Origin of the sequence: Streptomyces flavochromogenes (genome assembly GCF_000717595.1) — a bacterium.
GTDB lineage: Bacteria > Actinomycetota > Actinomycetes > Streptomycetales > Streptomycetaceae > Streptomyces > Streptomyces flavochromogenes.
In genome coordinates this window covers 35,610-53,029 of the sequence record NZ_JNZO01000013.1, presented here as the reverse complement: position 1 = coordinate 53,029, position 17,420 = coordinate 35,610, and the positions used below count along the sequence as shown (strand labels likewise).

Sequence of the window (17,420 nt, the reverse complement as noted above, 5' to 3'; positions counted from 1 at the left end):
GACCCTGGAGTCGCGTTGTACACCGCACATGCCGATCGCTATGCCGACATGCTGTATCGGCGCACAGGGCGCAGCGGCCTGAAGCTCCCCGCCCTCTCTCTGGGGTTGTGGCACAACTTCGGGCCCGACCGCCCGGCGGAGACCCAGCGCGCCATCCTGCGCCGGGCCTTCGACCTCGGAATCACCCACTTCGACCTGGCGAACAACTACGGCCCCCCGCCCGGCGCGGCCGAGTCCGCCCTCGGCGACTTCCTGCGGACGGACTTCGCGCCCTACCGCGACGAACTGGTCGTCTCCACCAAGGCCGGATACCTGATGTGGCCCGGCCCGTACGGCGAGTGGGGCTCCCGCAAGTACCTGCTGTCGTCGCTGGACCAGAGCCTGCGCCGGCTCGGTCTCGACCACGTCGACATCTTCTACTCGCACCGATTCGACCCCGAGACCCCCCTGGAAGAGACCATGGGCGCCCTGCACTCCGCGGTCCAGCAGGGCAAGGCACTGTACGTCGGCGTCTCCAACTACTCCGCCGAGCAGACCCGCGAAGCTGCTCGCATCCTGGCCGAGCTCGGCACCCCGCTCACCCTTCACCAGCCCCGCTACTCGATGCTCGACCGACGCCCGGAGGACGAGGGCCTGCTCGACGCCCTCGACGACCTGCGGATCGGTTCCATCGCCTACTCACCGCTGGAGCAGGGCCTGCTCACCGGCCGCTACCTGGACGGCGTCCCCGAGGACTCCCGGGCCGCGAGCGACAGCCCCTTCCTGGACCGGGACGCCGTCACCGAGGACGTCGTGACCCGGTTGCGTGCCCTGAACGACATCGCGACGTCCCGCGGCCAGACCCTGGCCCAGCTCGCCCTCGCCTGGGTGCTGCGCGGCGGCCGTGTCACGTCCGCCCTGGTGGGGGCGAGCAGCGCACGACAGCTCGAGGACAGCGTCGCAGCCCTCCACAACCTCGACTTCGACGCCGAGGAACTGGCCCTTGTCGACGAGCTGACCCGTTCCTGAGGCGCGACAGTCGTCGGTCGATCACGGGGGGCACCGTGCCTCGCCGACACCGATCACGTGGGGTGAGAAGCAGACCGTGCCGTTCCACAGTGCGGTCTGCACGCGGTCGGCCTGGTCGAGCGGGGCCGTGCCGCATCGAGCAGCACCGCGCTCACAGGGGTGAGCCGGCTCCACCGCTCCACGCTGCAACGATACTCAAGCGGTATCGACGTCGCGGAAGGGGTCTTGGACAGGCGCCGGGTCCTGGCGGTGCACTCGCCACATGACGGAACAAGCGAAGACCACCGCACCGCAGACCGACCCCGCCGTACCGGTGGTCGGTCCCGACGACGGCGAAACGATCATCCTGGGCACCACGCACATGCGCGTCCTCGAAGACGGCAGCCATACCGGGCACCGCCTCGCGATCGCCGAGTCCGTCCTCGCCCCGCACACCGCCGGGCCGCCGCAGCACCGCCACGCCCAGCACGACGAGGGCTTCTACATCGTCTCCGGCACGGTGCGGTTCACCCTCGGGGACAAGGTCCACGACGCCACCGCGGGCGCGTTCGTGATGGTCCCGCCCGGCACGCCGCACACCTTCGCCAACGTCACCGACCAACCCGCCGTCATCCTCAGCACGTTCACCCCCGACCTGTACGTGCAGTACTTCCGGGACCTCCAGAACGTGATCGCAAGCGGCGGGCCGCTGACGCCACAGGCCGGCGCCCACATGATGAGCCGCTACGCGACCGAGCCCGCCACCGACCTCGCCTGAAGCCGGCGGGACGACACCGCCCGGCCGTCCCCCACCGGACCGCCGCAGCCGGGGGCTCCCGCCCTTCGCTTCCGGATCACCCGGACCAGGCTCGGCCTCCTCCAAGAGCGGCCCTGGGACTCGACGGGTCACCTGCGACCGGTGACCGTGAAGGGAATCATGAACATCGCGTACTGGATCGTCTCCGGACTGCTCGCCCTCTTCTCCCTCTACTCGGGCGCGGTGAAGGTCCTCCATGACCGAGAGAGACTCCGCCCGATGATGGCCTGGGTCGATCGCATGCCACTGGCGGCCGTCAAGGCGCTGGGGACGATCGAGATACTCGGCGCGCTCGGGCTGATCCTGCCGCCTCTGACCGGCATCGCGCCCTGGCTGGCACTGGCCGCGGCCATCGGGTTCGTGCTCCTGCAGTGCGGTGCGATCGCCGTCCACCTGACAGGCGAGGACCGCCGGATCGCACTCAACGTCGGGCTCGTCGCCACGGCGGCCGTGACCGGCCGGCTGGCCACCACCTGGCTGTGATCAGCCACGGTTCTCCACCGGAGGACGCGACTGCGGGTCAGCCGCTTCACATCCGCTGCTGTGCCGGCCCGCCGGGTGGTGAGCGCGGGTGGCCAGGCGCAGTGTGGGAGGTATCCGCAGCCGCAGAAGCCCGGCTCCGTGTTCGGACGAAGGGCGCTCCCGATGATCGAATCAGCCGACATCCGTGAGTGGCGCACGCAGGACGTGGTCGATCCTGACGGCCACAAGATCGGCACTCTCGAGGCGATCTACGTGGACACGAGTACGGACGAGCCCGCCATGGCGACGGTGGAGGTGGGACTCCCGACCCGTCGCCGCCTGGTCTTCGTCCCGCTCGACGGCGCGGTCGTGGGGCCCGGATACGTCCGGGTCGCCTACGGAAAGGCGCTCGTGAAGGACTGCCCCTCGATGGGCACGGACGACGTCCTCCCCGCGGAGGAGGAGCCCGCGGTGTTCCACCACTACGGTCTGGCATACCGGCCCGGAGCCAACGGCGAGCGACAGCTCGCACGGCGCTGACCCGCACCCGCGGACGGTTCGCGATGAGAGCCGGTCGATAGCCTGCGCTTCATGATGCGCATCTGGGCTTTGCCGGTACTGCTCGTGCTCTGCGGCTCGGCCGTCGCGACCCGACTCGTCCGCGGGGAACGCCCCGGCGAGGCAGCAGCACTGCTCGTGGTGTTCCTGGTGCTCGCGGCGACGTACTCCCCTCTGATCTTCCCGAAGTCGATCGGCGCGCTGGAGGCGCAGCGTCGCAGCGCGGACGACGGCCGGCCGATCGTCTTCTGGAGGCCGGGCTGTGTGTACTGCCTGCGCCTGCGCATCCGGTTGGGGCGCAGCGCCCGACGGATGTACTGGGTGAACATCTGGCGTGACTCGGCCGGTGCGGCGGCGGTGAGGGCGGCCAACGACGGCAACGAGACGGTGCCGACCGTCCTCGTGGCGGGCCGGCCCCACGTCAACCCCGATCCCGCCTGGGCACGGGAGCAGCTCCGCCGTCCCGCATGACCGGAAGAGGCGTCGCCCGTCGCGCCGTGGGCGGCAGATCGCCAAGCGCCCGAAGGCCGTCTCACGCGGCAGGATTCGCGAGCCTCTCGCACCAGGTCAGGGTGGCGGCCATGGCCAGGCCTCGGCTCTGCCGGACGTTGCGGACCGTGTGACGCGATCTTGAGACCGGCAGCAGCCCATGGCAGGCTCATGCCGCATGATCGATGAATTCGCGAAGGACAACCTGCACGGGAGACTGCGGCGGGACCGCGAGGCGCTGCTCTGGAAGCTCGACGGCTTGTCCGAATACGACGCCCGCCGGCCCTTGACGGCGACCGGGACCAACCTCCTCGGCCTGGTCAAACACGTGGCCACCGTCGAGGCCAGGTACTTCGGCGAGGTCTTCGACCGCCCTTCCCCGGAATCGCTGCCCCGGTGGCAGGACTCCGACGGCAGCGATCTGTGGGCGGCCGAGGACGAGACCCGGGATCGGATCATCGGGTTCTACCGGCGCACGTGGGAACACTCGGACGCGACGATCAGCGAGCTTCCCCTCGACGCCCCCGGCCACGTGCCGTGGTGGCCGGAGCCTCATACGAACACGAACCTGTTCGCCGTCATGGTCCATGTCCTCGGCGAGTCCATCCGGCATGCCGGGCACGCCGACATCCTGCGCGAGGGCCTCGACGGCCGGACCGGGGTGCGCCCCGAACACGAGCAGCGGATCGACGAGGAAGCCCGTGCCGCCCACAGCGCGAAGATCGAGCAGGCCGCCAGGGCGGCCGCAGCGATCACGGCTTACTGATCGTTTCAGAACGAGGCGCTTGGCCGCAGAGTGGTGCGCTGCGAAGACGCGCATGCGACTGGACGGTGGGGACGGGGGCACGGGGTGGACGAGGTGGCAGCTCTTACAGGGAGACGTCCTGGTCAAGCCGTTGCCGGATTCGGGGCTCACGCCGGCCCCGGTCGACGGCGGGCAGCCGCCGTCGCAGCTTTTCAAGGGGAACCCTCCCCTGCGGCGTCGGAGCGAACGTCGTGTTCGCCGAAGTCGGTGGTGATGGCTGATGGTCGGTCGCAGGGGCTGACCACCCCGGAACGGAACGACGACCCGCGGATCTACGAAGCGACGCCAGGGACCGGGCGGTCGAAGCGATGCCCCGTCGGGGGCCGGGAGCGCCGCCCAGGCGGCTCCTCCGGGCCCGGGTGACGACTGGCGTCCCCGTCCTGGGGTAGCCGCCGGTGGAGGCTGCTTCCACGACAGCGAGGACGCGAGGAGGAGGCCGTGACGGACACGGGAACGCTGGCCCGCTACCAGGGCCGGCGGGACTTCGAGAAGACGCCCGAGCCGAAGGGCGGGGCCGGGGTGCAATCGGCCGACGGTCCGCCGTCGTACGTCGTGCAGATCCACGACGCGCGCAGCATGCACTTCGACTTCCGCCTCGAAGCCGATGGCGTACTGAAGTCGTTCGCCGTGCCCAAGGGCCCCTCCAGAGATCCGCACGACAAGCGCTTCGCCACGCCGACGGAGGACCATCCGCTGGAGTACCGCGATTTCGAGGGCGTCATCGCGCAAGGGGAATACGGCGGCGGCACCGTGATCGTGTGGGACGAGGGAACCTACCGCAACGCCACGACGGACCGGCAGGGCCACGAGGTTCCCCTCGCCGAGGCTCTGGAGCGGGGTCACGCCTCGTTCCGGCTCGACGGTCACAAACTGCACGGCGGCTACGCGCTCACCCGGATCCGCCGCACCGAGGACGGGGGACGCGAGGCATGGCTCCTGGTCAAAGAGGCCGACGAACGGGCCGCCGACACCGGCACGCCTGACCCCCGGCGGGCACGTTCGGCCCGTACCGGCCGCACGCTGCGGCAGGTCGCCGAAGCCGAGCGATCGGCGAGCGACCACAAGTGAGGGCATCGCCCCTCTCCCCTCGCCCCTCAGGGGCGGTCCGCGAACGCCAGGAGGAAGAAGGCCGATGACGACGCACCAGCGATCGAGCGGTCCCCGGCGGATACGGGCCGGCGGCCGGAGCGTCGGGATCGGCCACCCGGACAAGATCCTCTTCCCCGGCGACGGCATCACCAAGGCCGACCTCGCCCGGTACTACCGCGCCGCCGCCCGCAGAATGCTGCCCCACCTGCGCGGACGTCCCCTGATGCTGGAACGGCACCCGGACGGAACGCGGGGACCCGCCTTCATGCAGAAGGAGGTGCCGGACCACTTCCCGGACTGGGTCCACCGAGCCGAGCTTCCCAAGCAGGGCGGCACCGTCACGTACGCGGTGTGCGACGACACCGCGACCCTGCTGTACCTCGCCGACCAGGCATGCATCACTCCGCACCGCTTCCTGTCCCGAGCCGACCGCCCCGACCATCCCGACCGGCTCGTGTTCGACCTCGACCCGCCCGGAGACGACTTCCCCCTGGTGCGGGACGCAGCGCATGGCCTCCACGACCTCCTGGACGAACTGGAGCTGCCGTCCCAGGTCATGACCACCGGATCACGAGGCCTGCACGTCATCGTGCCGCTCGACCGCCGGGCACCCTTCGACGACGTACGGTCCTTCGCCCGCGACGTCGCCGGAGTCCTCGCGGCCCGCCACGCCGACCGGTTCACCACCGAGCCGCGCAAGAAGGCCCGCCGAGGCAGGCTCTACCTCGACGTCCAGCGCAACGCCTACGCCCAGACCGCCGTCGCCCCTTACGCCGTCCGGGCCCTTCCGGGTGCCCCCGTGGCGGTGCCGCTGGCCTGGGCCGAACTCGACGACCCCGGTCTCTCCGCGCGCCGATGGACCCTCGGCACCATCGCCCGGCGCCTCGAAGAGAACCCCTGGCACGACCCGCCCAGACCCCGCTCACTCACCAGGGCCCGCACCCGTCTCACCGCACTGACCCCGTGAACCGGTCCCGGCAGAGGCTGAAGGATGCCGGACGGAGGCCGGACGGGAGGGAGGACCGCCATGACCCGGCGCACCACGGTCCGAGACCTGCTGGACGAGCACGGGCACACCCACGCGGAGGAGGCGGGCATCCGGCTGAAGGACACACCCGCCCCTCTGTACCGACTCCTGACGCTGTGCGTGCTCTTCTCCGTACGGATCAAGGCCGGCATCGCGGTGGCCGCCGCCCGCGAACTTCACACGGCGGGCATGGGCACGGCCCGTGCGATGGCCACCGCATCATGGCAGGACCGGGTGGACGCCCTCGGCCGAGCGCACTACCGGCGCTACGACGAGAGCACGGCCACAGCCCTGGGGGACGGTGCGGAGCTCCTCCTGGACCGCTACCGCGGAGACCTGCGCCGGCTGCGCGACGCCGCCGACGGGGACCCGGACCGGATCCGGGAGCTCCTTCGGGAGGTCCCGCGGATCGGCCCGGTCGGAGCGGACATCTTCTGCCGCGAAGCCCAGGGCGTGTGGCCCGAACTGCGCCCCGCCTTCGACCGCCGCGCCCGCGAGACCGCCGCGAGGCTGGGCCTCCCCGAGACGCCCGCCGGCCTCGCCCGGCTCGTCCCTGACGAGGACCTGCCGCGGTTCGCGGCGGCGTTGGTACGGGCCGGCCTCTCCTGAGGACCCGGACGCCGGGCCGGCCGAGACCCACGAGAATCTCCCGACGCGGACGGTCGGCCGGAATGGAGCACCGGGTGCCGGGTAGGCGTGTGCCGAGTGAGGAGTCGCGATGAATGTCCTGACCATGGGCGTCGAGGAAGAGTTCATGCTGGTGGACCACGTCACCCGCGCGCCCGTGAACCGCGCGCCCCAGGTGATCGACCGGGCCTCCCGTGACCTCGGAGGGCAGCTGCAGAGCGAGTTCTTCAACGCGCAGATCGAAACCGGCACCCGGGCGACATCCTGCCGGACGTCCCTGCGCGACGAACTCTCGTGGATGCGTGGAGCCGTCGCCGCGGCCGCCCGGAACGAGCGCTGCGCGCCGGTCGCATGCGGCACCCCTGTGCTTCCCCCGGAGGAGCAGCTGACGGTCGCGAACACCGAGCGCTACCGACGGATGGCCCGGCGCTACGCGCCCCTGATCACGCGCGACGACGGAACCACGCGCGAGGACGGGCTCGTCTGCGGATGTCACGTCCACATCGGGGAGCTCGACCGTGAACGGGCCCTCGCCCTCGCCCAGCACATGAGACCGTGGCTGCCGATCCTCCAGGCCCTGGCCGGGAATTGCTCGCCGTACTGGTCCGCGGGCTCGCCGGCACGTTGCTGCCCCGCGTCGCCGCCCGTGTGCCCGCGCCGCGGATGTCCTGTCCCGACCTGTCGCAGGCGCACCGGCTCGCTGCCGCCCAGGGCCTCGGGGGGCACGGTCTGGACCCGGTCGACGGCCGGGAGCGGCCCGCGGTGACCTTGGTGGACGCCCTGATCGACTTCGCCCGTACCGCCCTGGACGCGACCGACGACACGGAGTGGGTACGTGCGCAGTGGGATCGGATCCGCACGGACGGGGGCGGGGCGGCCAGGCAGCGAGCCGTGCTCCGTCGTAGCGGGCGGTTCGCCGCGGTGGTCGATTCCCTGGCGGCCGCCACGGTGCGGGGCTGAGCACACCGACGGGTGCCGCGGACGGCCCGGGACCGGCGGACGGCCCGCGACCGTGCGGAGTGCGCAGCGGACGATCGTACGGAAGGGGCGATCCAGGGCTCACATGCCGGATCCATGGCCGTGGACGGGCAGCTGGTACAGGGCGAACGCGCGGTCGATGACCGGTTGGGCGACGTTGCGTACGCGTACCCCGCCCGCTGTCCTGCCGTGTTCCGTGCCGAGGTGCGCATGACCGTGCACGGCGAGATCGGCGCCCACCGCGTCGATGGCCTCGGCGAGCAGATAGCTGCCGAGGAACGGGTAGATCTCCACGGGCTCGCCCGCCAGTGTGTCCGGCACGGGGGAGAAGTGGGTCAGCGCGATCCGGACCTCGCAGCGGTCGGCGGACAGCTCCTCCAGCGCGGTCGACAGACGCTCGGCGCCGATGTGCGCCGTACGGACCCAGGCCTTCATCTCCGGTTCGCCGAACGCGCCGGCGCTGCGGCCGGCGAAGCCGCCGCAGAAGCCCTTCGCGCCGGCGACACCGACGGTGTGACCGGCCACGGAGAACGTGACGGACTGTCCTTCCAGGACGCTCACGCCCGCGGCGGCGAGGGCCCGCGTGATGTCGGCCTCCTGATCCGAGTGGTAGTCGTGGTTGCCCAGCACGGCCACCACGGGGACGCCCAGGTCACGGACCTCGTCCGCCACCACGACGGCCTCGTCGACGGTGCCGTGCCGGGTCAGGTCACCCGCGAGGAGGAGGAGGTCCGCGCACTCCGGCAGCGTCGCGAAGGCGGGGCGCAGCAGTCCGGCGCAGTCGGGGCTCAGATGGATGTCGCCCACGGCCGCCACGCGGACCGCGCCGTCCGGCTGCCGGGCGGCCGGGGCCGGAGTCATGGCAGCTCCTCCATCCGCTCCGGTGCGTCCGTGGAGGCCGACGCGAGGTCGTCGAACACGGTGAGTCCGGCGAGTTCGATCCGCGCCAGCCGCAGGATCTCGTCGCGCCGGGCGGCCGTGGGCACGGTGCCGGAGAGCAGCACGGCAGCGCCCCTGAGTTCCACGCGTACGCCGAGCTCGGCCACGTCGTCGCCGGCCAGCCGGTCCCGCAGCCGGGCGAGCCGGTACTCGACCTCGTGCGTCGCGGGTTCACTCATCGGACCGGCCTCCCTCTGCCCGGCCGTCGTGGGGCGGGATGACGTCGAGCAGTTCGAGCAGGTACAGGAAGGCAGCCGCCATCGGCTTGTCCGCCGTCTCGTGGCGTACGAGGTCCCAGTCGACGCGCTCCCGCAGCCCGCGTGCGACCGGGAGGAGCGGGCCGTAGTCGCAGTGGTGTTCCGAGAGCGCCGCCAGTCGCCCGGTCATGAGGTCGGTCGGGTCGATGACCGGCATGTGAACCGAGTCCACGGGCAGAGTCGGGGCGCGATCGAGCAACTCGGTGGTGACGGGCCGACCGGCCAGGGCGAAGATCAGATCGATCTGTTCGCCGTCCTTGCGTGCCTTCACCAGCCAGTCCTCGGGAGGCTCGACGACCTCGAGACCGCGCTCCCGCAGCAGGCCGGTCACCTTCTCGGCATCCTCGCGCCGCACGACGAAGTCGGTGTCGTGCTGGAGCCCGACCGGGATGCCGTACGCGTAGACCGCGACGCTGCCGACCAGGGCGAAGGGACACCCTGACGACTTGAGGACCCCGGCCACCTCCTTCGTGACCTCCAGGATGGCCTGGGTGTGGTCCGGTGGCAGGGCCTGGGCCTGCCGCACCTCCGCGGCGGCCTCGGCCGCGGACGGCGAGTGCGACCGCATGGGCGGCGAGCCCGTGGTGGGAGGGCCGACGTCGGCTCGGCGTCCTTCGGCGAGGTTCATGCGATGCCTCCTGCCGTATGCCTTGTGCCGTAGTCGCCGTCGTCGGGTACGAGGCGGGGAACACGCGAGTACCCCGTGCGCCGGGAAGAATGCGCGGGCGGGGGAGAGCGCGTGAGCGATCACGCGTTCTGCGTTTGACGGCAGCACGGCAGGGGACTGGACTGGATTCATGGAGGCTGTGGCGACTCCGTCCCAAGGAGCAGCGATGACAACCATGGAGAGTTTCGACCTTCTGCAGCCGTACAAGATCGCCGAGGAGACGTTCGTCATCCCGTGGGCTCTCGAAGCCCCGCCGGTCGGCCACTTCCCGATGAACTCGATGGTGATCAGGGGAACCGAACCGGTCCTCGTGGACACCGGGGCGCCCGCCGTGCGCTCCCAGTGGCTGGAGGCGGCCTGGTCCGTCGTGGATCCCCTGGACGTACGGTGGATCTTCCTCACCCACGACGACCGCGACCACGCGGGCAACCTCCTGGCGGTCCTCGCGGAATGCCCGAACGCGACCCTGCTGACGACATGGTTCTCCATCGGCCGCATGGCCGAGGAGTGGGAGACTCCCATCAACCGGTGCCGCTTCATGACCGACGGCGACACGATCGACGCGGGCGACCGCACCCTGGTCGCCAAGCGGCCGCCGCTGTTCGACAACCCCACCACCCGCGCCCTCTTCGACCCGAAGACCGACGTCCTCTGGGCGGTCGACACCTTCGCCACCAACGTGCCGACTCCCATGCCCGAGACGGCGGCGCTGTCGCCGGGCGAATTCCGCGACGGCCAGCTCTTCGGCGGAAGGCTGGTCTCCCCCTGGGTCGCCCTGCTGGACGCCCGGAAGTTCGGGACGGTCGTCACCGACTTCCAACATCTGAACGCCGAGGTCATCGCCGGCTGCCACTGTCCCGTCCTCCGCGGCAGTCACATCTCCGAGGCCTACGACCTCCTTCGCGGGCTTCCCGACGTCCCACCGTGGACAGAGTTCACCCAGGCCGACCTGGACCAGTGGATGGCGGCTGCCGAGAGCTCGGTTCCGCCGGAGCAGCCGCGGCCGTCGGGGACGTGAGCGGCGCCGCGATGTGCAGACACCGTCACGCGGCACCCCGGCGGTCGGACAAGCCCCCGTGGGGCCTCCTGTGAGGTCTCCGGCCGGAATCAGGGCCTTCGAGCCGGCGCAGGTCGTGTGCGTCCCAGGCACGGGTGTCCCGCGGCTCGGTGTACGGCTCCTCGTCCGGCGGCATACCGCCGAGCACAGCCCGCTGGCGCACCGCCTCGGCGTCGAACTCCAGGCCGAGGAGCAGCGCGAGGTTGCCGATCCACAGCCACACGAGGAAGACGATGACGCCGGCCATGGTGCCGTAGGTCTTGTTGTAGGAGGCGAAGGCGCCGACGTAGAGCGCGAACCCGGCGGAGGCGCCCGTCCACATCAGCAGCGCCAGGACGCTGCCGGGAGTGATCCATCTCCAGCCCTTGACCTTGGCGTTGGGACTGGATGCGTACAGCAGCGCGATCGTGAAGGACACCAGCACCACCAGGACGGGCCACTTCGCGAACGACCACACCGTCAGTGCCGTGTCACCGGTGCCGAGCGCGGCTCCGGCGTGACGCGCCACGGACCCGGTGAACACCAGGATCAGCGCGTTCAGCGCCGCCAGCACCGTCAGCACGGCCGTCATCCCGACCCTGAGGGGGAGGAGCTTCCACACCGGGCGGCCCTCGGGCATGTCGTAGACCTGGTCGGCCGCGCGCATGAACGCTCCCACGTATCCGGACGCCGACCACAGGGCGACCACCACCCCGACGACGGCCATGGCCGAGCCCGTGGCGGAGTGGCCCTGCAGCTCTTCCACCGCACGGCCCAGCACGTCACGGGCAGGGCCGGGAGTCAGCTCGCCGACGTGGTCCAGCACCTTCTCGGTGGTCGACGTCCCGCCGAGGCCGAGCAGGGCCACGAGAACCAGCAGCGCGGGGAAGAGCGACAGCACGCCGTAGTACGTGAGCGCCGCCGCGCGGTCGGTCAGTTCGTCGTCCCTGAACTCCCGTACCGAACCCTTGAGTACGGCGAGCCAGGACCGGCGGGGCAGGTCCGTGGGAGCGCCCGGCGCCCGTCGCTCCACTTCGGGCCCGGGGCCGACGTCTTCGGGGGCCGGCGTCTCGTGCGCCGGTGCCTTGCCGGCCGGCGTCCCGTGCGCGGATGCCTCTCCGGCCGGCGCTTCGCGTGCCGCGGCCTCTTCGGCGCGGCCCTGGTGCACTGATCGATTCGATTCGGCCATGCCGTTCGGGTACCCCGGTGCCGTGTCTCCAGGCCCTCGGGGGAGAGGGGCCGCGACCTGCCACACACGGCCCGCCGTCGTGGCCTGCAGTCGCCCCTGCCTCTTCATGCGGCGTCGGCGTGTCCCGCCTCGTGTCCGACGACCGGAGTGGGGTCCGGGTCCTCGACCAGCCGCAGGTGGCTCTGTCTGGCGTGCCGCGCCCGCTTCGGCGCGGCCGCCACCCGGTTCTCGAAGCGGTCCATCATGAACAGGAGCAACCCCATGGCGGGCAGCAGCAACACGGCAACCGCTATCACGGCCCCTTCTCCTCTCGGCCGAACCTCGCTTCGTCGCTGTTCCTCACTCCCTGTCCGCGTTCCCGCACGAACGGACGGTTCACGGCCGTGGATGTGAAGGTTCTGCGACCGCCGGGAACCGGCGGAAGTCGTGCCGGCGAACCGGGTTCGCTCCGGTGGAGTCGGGCAGACGGACCCTATGAGTGCCAGCGAATCGAGCAAGGAAAACCAGTCACCTCGTGGCGGCGCGCATGCCACCCGGTCGGAGACGGCCGACGCCGACGCGACGGTATCCGGAACCCTCACCGCGCTCCCCGCGCCGATGGCCGAGAAGACGCTGGCGGCCGTGCGTGCCGTACAGGGCACCGTCGGTCGGGGCGGCTGGGTCTGGAGCGACCCACGCGCCCGCAAGGCCCTCGCAGGCGGCGCCGCCGCAGGCACGGCAGCCGCTGTCACCGGGGCGTACGTCCTCGGGCTGAGGGTGGAGCGTCGTCGCCACGGTCTCCTCTCCCGGTTCACCGGGGGTTCGGGGCCGAGCAGCTGGTGGGCGCACAGGTAAGGCAGGACGCGCGAGAGCCGATCGAACCGCAGGCCAGGCCGCCGTCAGACGACGGCGGCCTGGCCTGTGACGGCTGGTGGCCCGCTCAAGCCGCCTCGTACCAGTGGGGGCGGCTGCCTCGCCACGTCACCCAGGCGGGATCGTCGAGCAGGTCTTCCGCTCCGGGAAGGCCGGCGCGGCGGAGGAACTCGACGACGTCCTCGTCGCGGTGGGCCAGACCGAGTATCTCGCCCCGCACGGTGACCCGCCGGCCCCCGGTCGGGGAGGGCGGGTGGACGACGATCGGCGCGGTACCCACCCCTCCAGGGTGCCTCCGACCGGTCGAGAACGCCGAGTCCGCCGCCCCGGACCGGCGGGCCGACGGGCGCCGAGCGGGCCGGCCCACGGGCGGGTACTCGCGTACGGGCCTCTGCCGCCCGCCCCTCATGCCGAGGGGCGGGCGGCAGACTTCGTGGCGGGCGAGGAACAGGCCTGCTGAGCACTCGCCGCGCCGCTGGTGGCCCGGGATCAGGGCGGGCGGGTGCGGCACCGGCGACGGCACAGCGGTGGGTCGCGGCGGTACCCGCGGTGGCCCGCGATCGGTCGGCGCGATCCAGAGCTCAGGTCAGAGCGGTCAAGTGGCTCGACGAGCCGGTGGTCAGCTCGGTCGGTGCCCGTCGGAGCCGCCCGGCGGCATCGGCCAGGCCTCCTGCGCTTCCGAAGGGGTGCTCGCCGGGCCGGGCGCGCCGGGCGTCCCCGGGGCCTCGCGTACCGGCGCGTCGGAGGGCGTCGGTGTGACGGGGGGCGGCCCGTCGGCGGTGTCGGAAGGCTGGACGCGGCCGCGCCAGCCACCGGTCTCGTGACCGTGATCCTCGATGAAGCCCTTGAACCGCTTGAGGTCCCCCTTGACCCGGCGGTCCAGGATGCCGAGTGCGTCGGCCGCCTTCTCGGCCAGGCCGTCGGGTTCCACGTCCATCGCGAGACTCACCCGGGTGTGACCAGCGTCGAGCCCTTGGAAGGTGACGACGCCCTTCTGCTTCACGTCGCCGCCGACCGTGCGCCAGGAGATGCGCTCGTCGGCCAGCTGGTCGACGATCTCGGTGTCGAACTCGCGCCGGACGCCTGCGATCTTGGTCTGCCAGTGGCAGTGTCGCTCGTCGAGCTGCGTGACGTCCTCGACGCCCTCCATGAAGCGCGGGAACTCCTCGAACTGCGTCCACTGGTTGTAGGCGTTCCGTACAGGAACGTCCACGTCGATCGTCTGCTGCACCATGCTCATGGCGGTTCCTCCTGCCTGTGTCGCGAATGATTCGGGGTCTTTCCCCGCGTACCCGACGAAACCGAGTGCAATCGCGCGGGGCGCTCGATCCCCGGCGAAGGGCCCCTCCGCCTCGGCGCAGCCGTCCCGCTTCGCGCCCCCTTCGGGCGTTCGTCACCCGTCACCCTGCGGCGTCCGGGCCGCGTGGCCGTCGGGTGCCTCGATCGCTGCGTCGGGCAGTCGGCGGACGAGTGTGAAGCGGTGCTTCACCTGGGCGTGCTCGATCCCCGCGACGTCGCTCAGGCGCGCCGTCATGTCGTACGTGCCGCAGTGGGCGCGCCCGAGGGGCAGCCGTTCGGGCGGAAGGCGGATCTCGTACGGGCCTCCGGCGCGGAAGCCGCCCAAGGCGGCCCGCCGAGCCACGGGCTCCTCGCCCTGCCCGACCCTGACGGTTTCGAAGACCAGTCCGTCGGTGTCCGCGCCCAGCCGGAAGGTGAGCGCGATGCTGACCACCGCGCCCTCCGGCAATTCGTGGGAGAGGCCGGCAGCCTCGCCATCGAGGGGCACCGTGAACGTCCCCAGCTCGTCGGAGACGAACGCCAGCTCCGTCAGTTCGACGGCTCGCGTGGCGATTCCACTGCCGTCCTCAGGGGCGGGGGCCGGCATGGAGGACCGGGATGCACGCGTGGCGGCCGGCATGGGAATCAACTCCGCGAGGTGGGTGCGAGGCTCTGCTGGTGCTGGTGCTGGTGCTGGTGCTGGTGCTGGTGCTGGTGCTGGTGCTGGTGCTGGTTCCGGCTTGCGACGACCGCGCTGGGGCTCGCGTCAGGCGAGTCCGACGCCGGCACGGTTCGGGACGACGGTGACCAGGCGAAGCGTGCCCGTCCGCAGGCGAGGGCCTCATGCAGGCAGGACACGGTGCTGACGCCGAACGAGCCGCTCAGGGCCAGCACGACGGTGCCGGACTCGGACGAGGCTTCCCGGACGACGTGCGCTCCGCCGTCCTCCGCCCGGCAGGGCGGGAGTTCCGTCGGTGTCGGCCGGGCAGACGCGGGGCGCCGGTTCCTGGTCATGGCGGGGGCATCCAGCGCATGCGTCCGTCGTCGGCGACGGGAGCCAGGACTTCCCGGGGCGGGGTGTTCCGAGACCGAAGGCGGCCATCGTGCGTGCGGCGTCCACGACGATCCTGGCCCGGTGGACGCAGGTCGGGTCCGAGGGGCACGAGGTCGCGAGCTGTAGTCATGGCCGGTCACCTCGTACGGGTCGTGGCGAGCGCTTCCCCCGGGGCGCATGCCCGCTGCTCGGTCCCACAACCGTCGGACGCGCGGTTCCTTGCTCGCCCCCTCGCCCTCCGCGCTGCGCCGCCCCGGTTCGCTCGGCCCCCGCGCGGGCGGAGCGAACCGGCGCTACGGGCATGCCGGGTACGACGGACGCATGACATGGTCGGGAACGGGCAACCGCCAGGCAACGGAGGCCGTGCTGAGGATGGCCCGACGGCCCCGGCGGCATTCGGAGGCGACGTCATGGTTCCCCTGCTCCTCGTCCTGTTGGTGATTCTCATCCTCGTCGGTGCCGGCTTCGCGCTCGAAGTCCTGTGGTACATCGCCATCGCCGTACTCGTGTTGTGGGTGCTGGGGTTCCTGATGAGGAGCGGCGACGGTCGCTGGTACCGATGGTGACCTGGAGCCGAATGCGGCCGCACTGATCGAAGGACATCGACCCGATGCAGCAGCCCACCATCGTTCGACGCCGGGCGACGCGCTCACCGTGCCGCGCCCGGCTGTCGGACCTACGGTGGCCTCATGAGCGACCCGGAGAAGAACAAGGCCACGGCCACGGCGTTCTACGACCTGATGTTCAACGAGTGCCGCCCGGCCGAAGCCATCGACCAGTACGTCGGCGACACCTACATCCAGCACAACCCGCACGTCGGCGACGGCAAGCAGGCGTTCATCGACTATTTCGAGCGCATGGCCGCCGAGTACCCGGGCAAGCGCGTCGAGTACAGGCGTGCCTTCGCCGACGGCGACCACGTCGTCCTGCACTGTCATCAGACCTGGCCCGACGAGGAGTACGCCGGGATCGACATCTTCCGTTTCGACGCCGACGGAAGGATCGTCGAGCACTGGGACGTCCTCCAGGTCGTCCCCTCCACGTCCGAGAACGACAACACCATGTTCTGAGCGGGATCTCGGGCCCGTCGACGCGTCTCGCTCCGAGGGTGCGGTGCGGCTGTCGAGTTCCCGCCGGAAGCCGGGACTTCGGTGAGGCAGGTGGTGGTCATGGCGCGGCCGGTGTGGTCAGGGAGTCTGACGTTCGGACTGGTGAGTCTGCCGGTCGGGATCTACACGGCTACGGAAAGTCACACCTTCCACTTCCACCAGCTGGAGCGCGGCACCTCGGACCGCGTCCGCAACCGGCGGGTGAACGAACGGACCGGCGAGGAAGTCGCCCTCGACGACATCGTCAAGGGGTTCGACACCGGGGGCGAGTACGTGCTCGTGGAGCGCCAGGAGCTGGCGGACGTCGCCCCCGGGCGTTCGAAGGCGCTGGAGATCACCGGGTTCGTCGAGCTCGACGAGATCGCCCGAGGCCGAGGTCCGGGGCCGCTCCACCATGACGCGCGACGAGCTGATCGAGGCCCTCGCCGCCTGAAGCGCCCGGCCGCCGGGCCCCCGCTGCCCCGACACGGCCGAGTACACGACCAGGCTCGCGCACGTGGTAGCGCACGCCGAGACTCGCCGACCGCCGGCCCCACGGACGACCGAAGGAGGTCGACCGAAGGAAGCCGACGGGAAGAAGCCGACCGTACGAAGCCTGACACCCGATAGGGAGAAATCGTGTCACTCGAAGGCAAGAACGTACTGATCCTCACGACGAACTACGGCACGGAGCAGGACGAGTTGATGAAGCCGGCCGCCGACCTGAGGAAGGCCGGCGCCCACGTCACCATCGCCGCACAGAAGGACGAGGCGGTCCACACCGTCGTCTCGGACCGCAAGCCGGGCGCCGTCGTCCCGCCGGACACGACTCTGACGAAGGCGACGGCGGACCGGTTCGCCGCGGTGGTCGTGCCCGGCGGCACCGTGAACGCCGACCGGTTGCGGACCGACGCGGACGCACGGCGTCTCCTCTCGGCCTTCGCCCAGGCCGGCAAGCCGGTTGCCGCCATCTGCCACGGACCCTGGCTTCTCGTGGACAGCGGGCTCGCCGGGGGCCGTGAGCTCACGTCGTACCCCTCGCTCCGCCCCGACCTCGAGAACGCGGGCGCCACCTGGCTGGACCGGGAGGTCGTCGTGGACACCTCCGGAAGGCATCCCCTCATCACCTCCCGCAGGCCCGGAGACCTCGACGCCTTCGCCTCGGCGATCGTCGACGCCCTCGGTGCCGGCGGAGACCGGGACTGACTCGGTCGACCGGCG

General features: G+C 71.3%; 25 protein-coding genes and 1 pseudogene. 17 read left to right on the top strand and 9 right to left on the bottom strand.

Annotated features, from left to right (window positions below; all coding sequences use genetic code 11):
• Positions 1-15 precede the first annotated feature (15 nt).
• From mgrA to IF00_RS46980, 11 genes are all read left to right on the top strand, one after another.
• Complete coding sequence (mgrA, locus tag IF00_RS0117250; protein ID WP_030318988.1) at positions 16-1,008, top strand: L-glyceraldehyde 3-phosphate reductase; 993 nt, start codon at positions 16-18, stop codon at positions 1,006-1,008.
• A gap of 262 nt (positions 1,009-1,270) precedes the next feature.
• Positions 1,271-1,765 (top strand): cupin domain-containing protein, encoded by a 495-nt coding sequence (locus tag IF00_RS0117245; RefSeq protein WP_030318987.1) that lies wholly within the window; start codon positions 1,271-1,273, stop codon positions 1,763-1,765.
• A 159-nt stretch (positions 1,766-1,924) separates the two neighbouring features.
• Complete coding sequence (locus IF00_RS0117240; RefSeq protein ID WP_030318983.1) at positions 1,925-2,287, top strand: DoxX family protein; 363 nt, start codon at positions 1,925-1,927, stop codon at positions 2,285-2,287.
• Positions 2,288-2,449: 162 nt separating this feature from the next.
• The gene (locus IF00_RS0117235; protein ID WP_030318981.1) at positions 2,450-2,806 is read left to right on the top strand and encodes a PRC-barrel domain-containing protein; all 357 of its coding nucleotides are present in this window, start codon (positions 2,450-2,452) and stop codon (positions 2,804-2,806) included.
• A gap of 51 nt (positions 2,807-2,857) precedes the next feature.
• Positions 2,858-3,295: a glutaredoxin domain-containing protein gene (locus tag IF00_RS0117230; protein WP_030318980.1), complete on the top strand. Its 438-nt coding sequence runs from the start codon at positions 2,858-2,860 to the stop codon at positions 3,293-3,295.
• Positions 3,296-3,491: 196 nt separating this feature from the next.
• Complete coding sequence (locus tag IF00_RS0117225) at positions 3,492-4,079, top strand: DinB family protein (RefSeq protein WP_030318978.1); 588 nt, start codon at positions 3,492-3,494, stop codon at positions 4,077-4,079.
• Between the two features lie 477 nt (positions 4,080-4,556).
• Positions 4,557-5,186, top strand: coding sequence for a DNA polymerase ligase N-terminal domain-containing protein (locus IF00_RS0117220; RefSeq protein ID WP_030318977.1), 630 nt, complete (start codon positions 4,557-4,559; stop codon positions 5,184-5,186).
• Between the two features lie 64 nt (positions 5,187-5,250).
• Entirely contained in the window at positions 5,251-6,174 is a 924-nt protein-coding gene (gene ligD / locus IF00_RS0117215) for a non-homologous end-joining DNA ligase (protein ID WP_030318975.1), read from the top strand.
• A gap of 60 nt (positions 6,175-6,234) precedes the next feature.
• Entirely contained in the window at positions 6,235-6,843 is a 609-nt protein-coding gene (locus IF00_RS0117210) for an endonuclease (protein ID WP_030318973.1), read from the top strand.
• 109 nt (positions 6,844-6,952) lie between these two features.
• Positions 6,953-7,627 (top strand): carboxylate-amine ligase, encoded by a 675-nt coding sequence (locus IF00_RS41300; RefSeq protein WP_051820324.1) that lies wholly within the window; start codon positions 6,953-6,955, stop codon positions 7,625-7,627.
• Positions 7,624-7,821: a hypothetical protein gene (locus tag IF00_RS46980; RefSeq protein ID WP_051820322.1), complete on the top strand. Its 198-nt coding sequence runs from the start codon at positions 7,624-7,626 to the stop codon at positions 7,819-7,821. Before IF00_RS41300 ends, IF00_RS46980 begins: the two co-directional genes overlap by 4 nt.
• A gap of 99 nt (positions 7,822-7,920) precedes the next feature.
• Here the strand turns inward: IF00_RS46980 and IF00_RS0117200 are convergent, their stop codons facing one another.
• From IF00_RS0117200 to IF00_RS0117190, 3 genes are read right to left on the bottom strand one after another with little or no spacing between them, the layout of a single operon-like run.
• Complete coding sequence (locus IF00_RS0117200; RefSeq protein ID WP_051820320.1) at positions 7,921-8,700, bottom strand: metallophosphoesterase family protein; 780 nt, start codon at positions 8,698-8,700, stop codon at positions 7,921-7,923.
• Complete coding sequence (locus IF00_RS0117195; protein ID WP_030318970.1) at positions 8,697-8,957, bottom strand: BON domain-containing protein; 261 nt, start codon at positions 8,955-8,957, stop codon at positions 8,697-8,699. Before IF00_RS0117195 ends, IF00_RS0117200 begins: the two co-directional genes overlap by 4 nt.
• Positions 8,950-9,663 carry a nucleotidyltransferase family protein gene (locus IF00_RS0117190; RefSeq protein ID WP_342451041.1) on the bottom strand — a complete coding sequence of 238 codons (714 nt, stop codon included), beginning with the start codon at positions 9,661-9,663 and terminating at the stop codon, positions 8,950-8,952. Before IF00_RS0117190 ends, IF00_RS0117195 begins: the two co-directional genes overlap by 8 nt.
• Positions 9,664-9,868: 205 nt before the next feature.
• Here IF00_RS0117190 and IF00_RS0117185 point away from each other — a divergent pair, with 205 nt between their 5' ends.
• On the top strand, positions 9,869-10,720 hold the full coding sequence (locus IF00_RS0117185; protein WP_030318967.1) for an MBL fold metallo-hydrolase: 852 nt from the start codon (positions 9,869-9,871) through the stop codon (positions 10,718-10,720).
• 25 nt (positions 10,721-10,745) lie between these two features.
• Here the strand turns inward: IF00_RS0117185 and IF00_RS0117180 are convergent, their stop codons facing one another.
• Positions 10,746-11,927, bottom strand: a complete 1,182-nt coding sequence (locus tag IF00_RS0117180; RefSeq protein WP_078944716.1) for a YihY/virulence factor BrkB family protein — start codon at positions 11,925-11,927, stop codon at positions 10,746-10,748.
• A gap of 104 nt (positions 11,928-12,031) precedes the next feature.
• Positions 12,032-12,223: a hypothetical protein gene (locus tag IF00_RS0117175; protein ID WP_030318964.1), complete on the bottom strand. Its 192-nt coding sequence runs from the start codon at positions 12,221-12,223 to the stop codon at positions 12,032-12,034.
• Positions 12,224-12,401: 178 nt separating this feature from the next.
• On the opposite strand from IF00_RS0117175, the gene IF00_RS0117170 reads away from it, so the two are divergent.
• Positions 12,402-12,761: a hypothetical protein gene (locus IF00_RS0117170; RefSeq protein WP_030318963.1), complete on the top strand. Its 360-nt coding sequence runs from the start codon at positions 12,402-12,404 to the stop codon at positions 12,759-12,761.
• Positions 12,762-12,846: 85 nt separating this feature from the next.
• On the opposite strand, the gene IF00_RS0117165 is transcribed toward IF00_RS0117170, so the two are convergent.
• The 4 genes and pseudogenes from IF00_RS0117165 to IF00_RS45645 all read right to left on the bottom strand — a co-directional run bounded on the left by IF00_RS0117165 (position 12,847) and on the right by IF00_RS45645 (position 15,071).
• A complete protein-coding gene (locus IF00_RS0117165) occupies positions 12,847-13,059 on the bottom strand; it encodes a hypothetical protein (RefSeq protein ID WP_030318961.1) in 213 nt (70 codons plus the stop codon).
• Positions 13,060-13,548: 489 nt separating this feature from the next.
• Positions 13,549-14,019 (bottom strand): annotated as a pseudogene (locus IF00_RS0117160) (SRPBCC family protein); the annotation flags it as partial.
• Between the two features lie 153 nt (positions 14,020-14,172).
• Complete coding sequence (locus IF00_RS42675) at positions 14,173-14,664, bottom strand: hypothetical protein (protein ID WP_106975822.1); 492 nt, start codon at positions 14,662-14,664, stop codon at positions 14,173-14,175.
• Positions 14,665-14,702: 38 nt separating this feature from the next.
• Entirely contained in the window at positions 14,703-15,071 is a 369-nt protein-coding gene (locus tag IF00_RS45645; protein ID WP_030318957.1) for a hypothetical protein, read from the bottom strand.
• 450 nt (positions 15,072-15,521) lie between these two features.
• Between IF00_RS45645 and IF00_RS0117145 the strand changes: the two genes are divergently transcribed.
• From IF00_RS0117145 to IF00_RS0117130, 4 genes are all read left to right on the top strand, one after another.
• A complete protein-coding gene (locus tag IF00_RS0117145) occupies positions 15,522-15,677 on the top strand; it encodes a hypothetical protein (RefSeq protein WP_030318955.1) in 156 nt (51 codons plus the stop codon).
• A 123-nt stretch (positions 15,678-15,800) separates the two neighbouring features.
• Complete coding sequence (locus IF00_RS0117140) at positions 15,801-16,181, top strand: nuclear transport factor 2 family protein (RefSeq protein ID WP_030318954.1); 381 nt, start codon at positions 15,801-15,803, stop codon at positions 16,179-16,181.
• A 141-nt stretch (positions 16,182-16,322) separates the two neighbouring features.
• Positions 16,323-16,829, top strand: a complete 507-nt coding sequence (locus tag IF00_RS48230; RefSeq protein WP_466728711.1) for a Ku protein — start codon at positions 16,323-16,325, stop codon at positions 16,827-16,829.
• 9 nt (positions 16,830-16,838) lie between these two features.
• A complete protein-coding gene (locus tag IF00_RS0117130) occupies positions 16,839-17,405 on the top strand; it encodes a type 1 glutamine amidotransferase domain-containing protein (protein ID WP_030318950.1) in 567 nt (188 codons plus the stop codon).
• Positions 17,406-17,420 lie beyond the last annotated feature (15 nt).

Bases quoted from the DNA above. Each gene is read 5' to 3' on its own strand.
- IF00_RS42675 (WP_106975822.1), bottom strand. From the start codon at position 14,664: ATGCCGGCCCCCGCCCCTGAGGACGGCAGTGGAATCGCCACGCGAGCC.
- IF00_RS0117240 (WP_030318983.1), top strand. From the start codon at position 1,925: ATGAACATCGCGTACTGGATCGTCTCCGGACTGCTCGCCCTCTTCTCC.
- IF00_RS0117225 (WP_030318978.1), top strand. From the start codon at position 3,492: ATGATCGATGAATTCGCGAAGGACAACCTGCACGGGAGACTGCGGCGG.
- IF00_RS0117200 (WP_051820320.1), bottom strand. From the start codon at position 8,700: ATGACTCCGGCCCCGGCCGCCCGGCAGCCGGACGGCGCGGTCCGCGTG.
- IF00_RS0117190 (WP_342451041.1), bottom strand. From the start codon at position 9,663: ATGAACCTCGCCGAAGGACGCCGAGCCGACGTCGGCCCTCCCACCACG.
- IF00_RS0117230 (WP_030318980.1), top strand. From the start codon at position 2,858: ATGATGCGCATCTGGGCTTTGCCGGTACTGCTCGTGCTCTGCGGCTCG.
- ligD (WP_030318975.1), top strand. From the start codon at position 5,251: ATGACGACGCACCAGCGATCGAGCGGTCCCCGGCGGATACGGGCCGGC.
- IF00_RS45645 (WP_030318957.1), bottom strand. From the start codon at position 15,071: ATGACCAGGAACCGGCGCCCCGCGTCTGCCCGGCCGACACCGACGGAA.
- IF00_RS0117145 (WP_030318955.1), top strand. From the start codon at position 15,522: ATGGTTCCCCTGCTCCTCGTCCTGTTGGTGATTCTCATCCTCGTCGGT.
- IF00_RS0117235 (WP_030318981.1), top strand. From the start codon at position 2,450: ATGATCGAATCAGCCGACATCCGTGAGTGGCGCACGCAGGACGTGGTC.
- IF00_RS0117170 (WP_030318963.1), top strand. From the start codon at position 12,402: ATGAGTGCCAGCGAATCGAGCAAGGAAAACCAGTCACCTCGTGGCGGC.
- IF00_RS0117210 (WP_030318973.1), top strand. From the start codon at position 6,235: ATGACCCGGCGCACCACGGTCCGAGACCTGCTGGACGAGCACGGGCAC.
- IF00_RS0117180 (WP_078944716.1), bottom strand. From the start codon at position 11,927: ATGGCCGAATCGAATCGATCAGTGCACCAGGGCCGCGCCGAAGAGGCC.
- IF00_RS0117195 (WP_030318970.1), bottom strand. From the start codon at position 8,957: ATGAGTGAACCCGCGACGCACGAGGTCGAGTACCGGCTCGCCCGGCTG.
- IF00_RS0117140 (WP_030318954.1), top strand. From the start codon at position 15,801: ATGAGCGACCCGGAGAAGAACAAGGCCACGGCCACGGCGTTCTACGAC.
- IF00_RS41300 (WP_051820324.1), top strand. From the start codon at position 6,953: ATGAATGTCCTGACCATGGGCGTCGAGGAAGAGTTCATGCTGGTGGAC.
- IF00_RS0117245 (WP_030318987.1), top strand. From the start codon at position 1,271: ATGACGGAACAAGCGAAGACCACCGCACCGCAGACCGACCCCGCCGTA.
- IF00_RS0117185 (WP_030318967.1), top strand. From the start codon at position 9,869: ATGACAACCATGGAGAGTTTCGACCTTCTGCAGCCGTACAAGATCGCC.